Source organism: Blautia difficilis (assembly GCF_014297245.1).
GTDB lineage: Bacteria > Bacillota > Clostridia > Lachnospirales > Lachnospiraceae > Blautia_A > Blautia_A difficilis.
The window spans coordinates 1-5,626 of sequence record NZ_JACOQG010000059.1 but is presented as its reverse complement, the minus strand read 5'-3'; the positions used below and the strand labels follow the sequence as shown (position 1 = coordinate 5,626).

General features: G+C 41.6%; 5 protein-coding genes and 1 pseudogene. All 6 read right to left on the bottom strand.

The window, feature by feature from the left end:
- Positions 1-88 precede the first annotated feature (88 nt).
- Positions 89-412, bottom strand: a complete 324-nt coding sequence (locus H8Z82_RS16495) for a hypothetical protein (protein WP_186995724.1) — start codon at positions 410-412, stop codon at positions 89-91.
- Between the two features lie 27 nt (positions 413-439).
- The gene (locus H8Z82_RS16490; RefSeq protein ID WP_207724700.1) at positions 440-2,821 is read right to left on the bottom strand and encodes a VirB4-like conjugal transfer ATPase, CD1110 family; all 2,382 of its coding nucleotides are present in this window, start codon (positions 2,819-2,821) and stop codon (positions 440-442) included.
- A 55-nt stretch (positions 2,822-2,876) separates the two neighbouring features.
- Positions 2,877-3,305 (bottom strand): PrgI family protein, encoded by a 429-nt coding sequence (locus H8Z82_RS16485; protein WP_118248035.1) that lies wholly within the window; start codon positions 3,303-3,305, stop codon positions 2,877-2,879.
- Between the two features lie 14 nt (positions 3,306-3,319).
- On the bottom strand, positions 3,320-4,192 hold the full coding sequence (locus H8Z82_RS16480) for a VirB6/TrbL-like conjugal transfer protein, CD1112 family (protein WP_015541262.1): 873 nt from the start codon (positions 4,190-4,192) through the stop codon (positions 3,320-3,322).
- A gap of 4 nt (positions 4,193-4,196) precedes the next feature.
- A pseudogene (locus H8Z82_RS16475) lies at positions 4,197-4,280 on the bottom strand (Maff2 family mobile element protein); the annotation flags it as partial.
- A gap of 89 nt (positions 4,281-4,369) precedes the next feature.
- Positions 4,370-5,626 (bottom strand): recombinase family protein (locus tag H8Z82_RS16470; protein WP_186995723.1); only part of this gene is annotated, 1,257 nt, incomplete at its 5' end.

The window sequence follows — 5,626 nt, the reverse complement described above, 5'->3', positions numbered from 1 at the left end:
TGGGCATCTCTGTGTTATGAGACTGAAAGAGGGAATCAATTTGTCAAAAAAATGCAATGGTGATATGATTTCCGTTCTTCAGGGAACTTCAAAAGAAGGTACTTCCGATGTGCCTATACCGTCCCTGTGTTTTTCGTTTTCCCGGAGGACTGTTTGCAGCCTCTTCTTTTTTGGCAGGATTTCCCTCCTGAACTTTTTCGGAAAATTGTTTCTTTTCAGCTTTTTTATGAGAGTTTTTCTTCTTTTCAGAAGTAATAAATGCCTGTTCTACATCCTTCTGTTTATAAGGCAACTCCTGATCGCTGTTTGTAACTTTTCTGGTCTCCTTTGTTGCAAGATTTTCCTCAACCAGACCATTTCTGGTCATACGGCTGACTTTCTTCTCTTTCGCCGTATATTTTTGTTTTCCCAATGTACCTCACCTCTGCTTTTTTGTCCGTTAAGTCTGAATCTCATCCGGTTTAGTACTCATCAAAGCATAGGTTCTGGTATCCTGCGGATATCTGTCTGCAAAAGGTATGATTACATTTCCGTAAAAAAGCAGCCCTTCTCCTGCATTACTGTTATTTACAAAAGAAATCTGATGCTTGGAAATATTCAATTTCTCCGCAAGGATCTTCTGATCCCCGCTGTGCTGATTTAACATCAGGATAAAATCACTGTTTCCCACAATACTTTCTACTGCCAGAGAGCCAAGAAAATCTGTTACATTCTGACTGATTCCTGTAATGATTCCACCCCACTTACGAAATCTCTTCCACATTTCAATAGAATAATTAGCAGTCTGTGGCTGGTTCAGCAAAAGGTGAAATTCATCCACATAATAACGGGTTGATTTCCTGCGACTGCGGTTCTGTGATACTCTTGTCCAAACCATATGCTGGACAATCAACATCCCTGCTTTTCGTAGTGTGGTTCCAAGTTCCCGGATATCAAAGCATACCACTCTGTTCTGCGTATCGACATTACTTCGATGGTTAAATACATTCTGCGATCCTGTTACATACAACTGCAGACTGTTGGCAATGTTCTGTGCTGCTGGTTTATCTGGTGCATAAAAGTTCAGACGTTCATAGAAATCCTGCAGAATCGGCATATTTTCCGGTTTTGGATCATTGTAAAGATATTTTTTATAAATGTCTTTTACACACAGGTCAATCATGGAAACCTCATCACCATTTAATTCTGCATTTTGAGGTTTCTTCATAATGACCTCGCAGAAAGATGTGATAAACTCTGCTTTATCAGCAATAATGGTATCAATATCCTCCACATCGCCATTAATCCTGTATTTCTCCGGATGATAAATAACATCCAGGTTCACTTCCATAGGATTGATGTAATCATTACTTTTTGCACTGATTTTAATAACTTCACCATTTAAGGCATTTACCAGCGGAAAATATTCTCCCTCCGGGTCACAGATAATAATGTCATCGTCTGTAATCAGGAAAACATTGAGAATTTCTCTTTTCGTTGCAAAACTCTTACCGGAACCAGGAGTACCCAAAATCAGGCCGTTAGGTGTTTTCAATCGTTTCCGATCCACCATAATGAGATTGTTTGACAGTGCATTTAAGCCATAGTAAAGAGCTTCACCGCCTTGGAAAAGTTCCTGTGTGGTAAACGGAACAAAGATTGCTGTAGAAGTCGTAGTCATAATTCTCTGTATTCCAGTCTGGTTCATTCCCAGTGGTAGTGATGCCACAAGTCCCTGTTCCTGCTGATATTGAAGTCTCCGTATATTGCAATTATATTTCTGGGCGATTCCTGCAGTCTGATACACAATATTGTCCAGTTTTCTCTTATTGTCCGCTGTATTCATCAGCAAAAAAGTAAGTTCAAAAAGTTTCTCATTCCTGGACTGGATTTCATTGAGCAATCCCTCCACATCCTCTCCGTATGTAGAAATGTCCGTTGGAATAATATCCATATCATATCCGCTTCTGACCGCTTTCTTCTGTTCTTCAATTTTCATTTTCTGAATATTTGACAGCGTACTTTTCAGACTTTTAATAGCTGCCTTGGGATCAATGGGACGCAAGTGCATATTGATGATAAGATTCTCTTCCAGATCCAGCAGATCTGCCAGCAGTTTATCCGTAAGTTCTGGTGATGTAATCTGTAAATATGACACGCATCCAAAAGTCTGTCCCATCCGAAAATAGCTGTCATTGCGAAAATCAAATCCGGTAGGTGCAATAAAGTCTTTTGTCTGCAGACCTGTTTTTGCAACCATCCCATAATGGAAATGGAAAGATTCTTTTGTGTCCATATTCATCACATCATGCAGAATTTTCAGACGTTCTACCCCATTTAAAGGCTCTGCCATGGCTCCCATCACCTTAAAATTATTCAATACACTGGCTTCAATTCTCTCCAGCCTGGATTTTGCATTTCGCAGATTATCCGCCTTAATGGAAAATGTAATATATTTTGTTTTTACAAGCCCATTATTTCCTTTGGAAAGCTGCATTTTCAACATATCCGAATATTCTTTCCGAATATCATTGAAACAGTCATCCTGCTCTGGAATATCAATATTTTTTGCATACTCATCAAAATTCACCTGTTGATTAAGAAATGTAATTTGTACCTCGACAGAGCTGTCAAATGAATTCAGGAACTCACAATAGTTCTCAAAAATAGCCGCTTTATCATCATTCTGCGCTAACTGGTAATTTATATCGTAGAACTGCACCATCTTTGAATAATAGTTATCATCTGTCCTGCAGATACCATCCTTATATATTTCCTTATATGGAATCGTATCCTGCGCTGTAAAAGGCTTCCTCTTCTTCTGATTCTCCGCTTTTATCATCCGAAGTTCTTTCAGACGCTTTTTTTCTTCTTTCGTAAGTCCGGTTTTCTGTTTCTTATTTTTTTCGGTCTGCTTTTTTAAGGAAATGGAACGGATTTCTCGCTTCCCTGGCTTCTTTTGCCTTTTTCTCAAGCCATGCACCCTCTTTCTCTAATTTATCGTACTCTATAATCCGGTCATATAAGTTTTGGGAACGATAGACCCTGATTCCAGATCTTAAAAATTTCTGCCGGATAATGTGAAGCAATATTTTCTCTGCTGGAAATCCATCCTTTTCATACATTGCAAAAAAGAAAAATGGCAGCATCACTATGATCATAAGCGTTGCTGCCACATCTGTTCCCAGTCCTGCTTTTGTCAGCAAATAGACCGGAACACCACAAATTCCTGCCAGAGAAAAACATATAATTTGTCTTTTAGTTAAATTCAGTGCTAATTTTGTCTTTATTTTTGAAAAATCTTTCGGCACTGGAACATATGCCATATTCTTGTTTCCTCCTAATGTGCATTGAAGATTGATTTTGCCAGGGAACTGGTCTTAAACAGACTGAAACATAAAATAACTGTATATGCTGCAACTGACCAGATAGCTGTATGAAGATTATCCGCAACTGTAATGGCATTTACCAGAACCGCATAAATCGCAACACATACCATCATAAAAAATCCCTGGAATCCCAACGCTAATAATGCCTTCACGTAATTATTTCCAATACTTCCCCATTCCCTGTTCGTAAATGTTGAAAACGGAATAGGTGCCACAGAGACATAAAGATATATTTCTATCATTCGTCCATATAAAATGACGGTAATCAGGACTGATATGATTTTTAGACATAAACTGACCAGCATCGTTTCCAGACCAAGCCCCAGTAATTCTCCGATTCCCATATCTTCAATCTGCGTTTCAAGAAGCGTTTTCAATGCTTCTGTAACATCAATAGATGCGGAACCGGTTATCATACCGCCAGCATTGGATACCACATGATTCGCTACATCAAAAATTGCCATCGCAATATCAAAAGTATGAGTAACAAGATATACCGCTACCCACATCTTGAAAATGTATTTGAAAAACATAAACGTATCCGTATCGTGCATATTGTTTTTTTCCATAATCATGGAAATCAGCTCATAACACAGTACAAATGTAATAATCATCCCCGCAATGGGGACAATGACATTATCCGACAGATTTTTTATCATGGAAAAAATGCCACTGTTCCAATTTTGGGGTGTTTTCCCAACCTCCGCAGCAATCGTTTCTACTTTGGTATTTACATCGGTAAACATGGTATCCAGGTTTGATGTGATCCAGCCTGTTAGCAGATCCTTTATGAACTCTGTTATTTTTTCGGTTATTCCACCCATTTATTTATCCAAACAAAGTTGCAAGCTGTGGAATCAGGTTTATTCCAATCAGTACGATGCCACCGCCCGCCATCAACTGTTTTATCCCCAATTAGGTGTAAAACTCTGCTCGATGGCGGGCGGCGGCGTACAAAAATCTATATGGTGTTTTTAAGAGAACCGTCCCGGCAGGACAGGTCAGGCAGTGACCTGTTCCACCTCCGGGATGGGTTTGAGATTAAAATGAATTTCGATAGAAATGTGTCTTATTTTATCTTCGTCAATGCGCTCATGCACGACGATTTCTTTGATTAAGCGGTTAAGGGTGGCTGCGTCCAGCTCTGTGATGTTGGCGTATTCCTGAATGGCTTCCACCCATTGTTTTGCGTCATTGGCAAGCTGGACTTCATCGGACAGCCGCTTCCTGCCCTCTGACACTTTTGTTTTAAGCTCCGTCTGCTCGGTCTGTGTCTTTTCCAGCATGGTGTTGAAATTCTGCTCACTGATACGCCCTGCAATCATATCCTCATAAAGCCGCATTACCATTTTGTCCAGAACCTCAATCCGTTCCTCGTCCCTTGTAAGGGAGCGTTCCATTGCTTCCCGCTGTTTCCGCTGCTCGGCTTCGCAGGTATTGGTCAGGCGGTCGGCAACCGCTTCCCCGTCCATCAGGGCGGCTCTGGCACATTCCCGGATTTTTCGCAGCACATGGCTGTAAAGGGTGTCATAATCAATCCGGTGCTGGGTGCAGTGGTTCTTTCCAAAGGCATTGTAGGTCTTGCAGGAATAAATTTGCTGGGGATGTTTTGCGTTTGTGTAGCGTATCGTCAGAGATTTCCCACACTCGCCGCATTTTATCAGTCCGGCAAACAGGCTGATTTCATTGGTCTGCCCCGGACGCTGGCGGGATTTCAGCTTGTTCTGCACAATATCAAAGCTCATGCGGTCAATCAGCGGTTCATGCTGTCCCTCCACCACAATCCAGTCCTCCGGCTTCTTTTCCCCAATCGTGCCGATTTTGAAACGGTAGTCTTTTTTCTGGGAAGCAATCGCCCCGGTGTAAACGGGATTCATCAAAAGGTCTTTGATAACGGAGAAGTCCCACATATACCGCCCATTTTCCGGGTCTTTCTTTTCCCATTTGGTGCGGGTATTGCGAAGCCCCCGTTCCCGGTTCCACCATGTGGGGCAGGGGATTTTTTCTTCCTCCAGCCGTCTGCGGATATAGTTCGGACCATGACCGTTTAGGGCATATCCGAAAATCAGCCGCACAATCGGGGCGGTTTCCTCGTCAATGAGCAGATGGTTTTTGTCCTCCGGGTCTTTCCGATACCCGAACGGGGCAAGACACCCGGTAAACTGTCCTTTCTGCGCTTTCAGAAGATAAGAGGAATGGACTTTCTTGGAAATATCCTTGCTGTACATCTCGTTCAGGATATTCTTGAACGGGGCAAT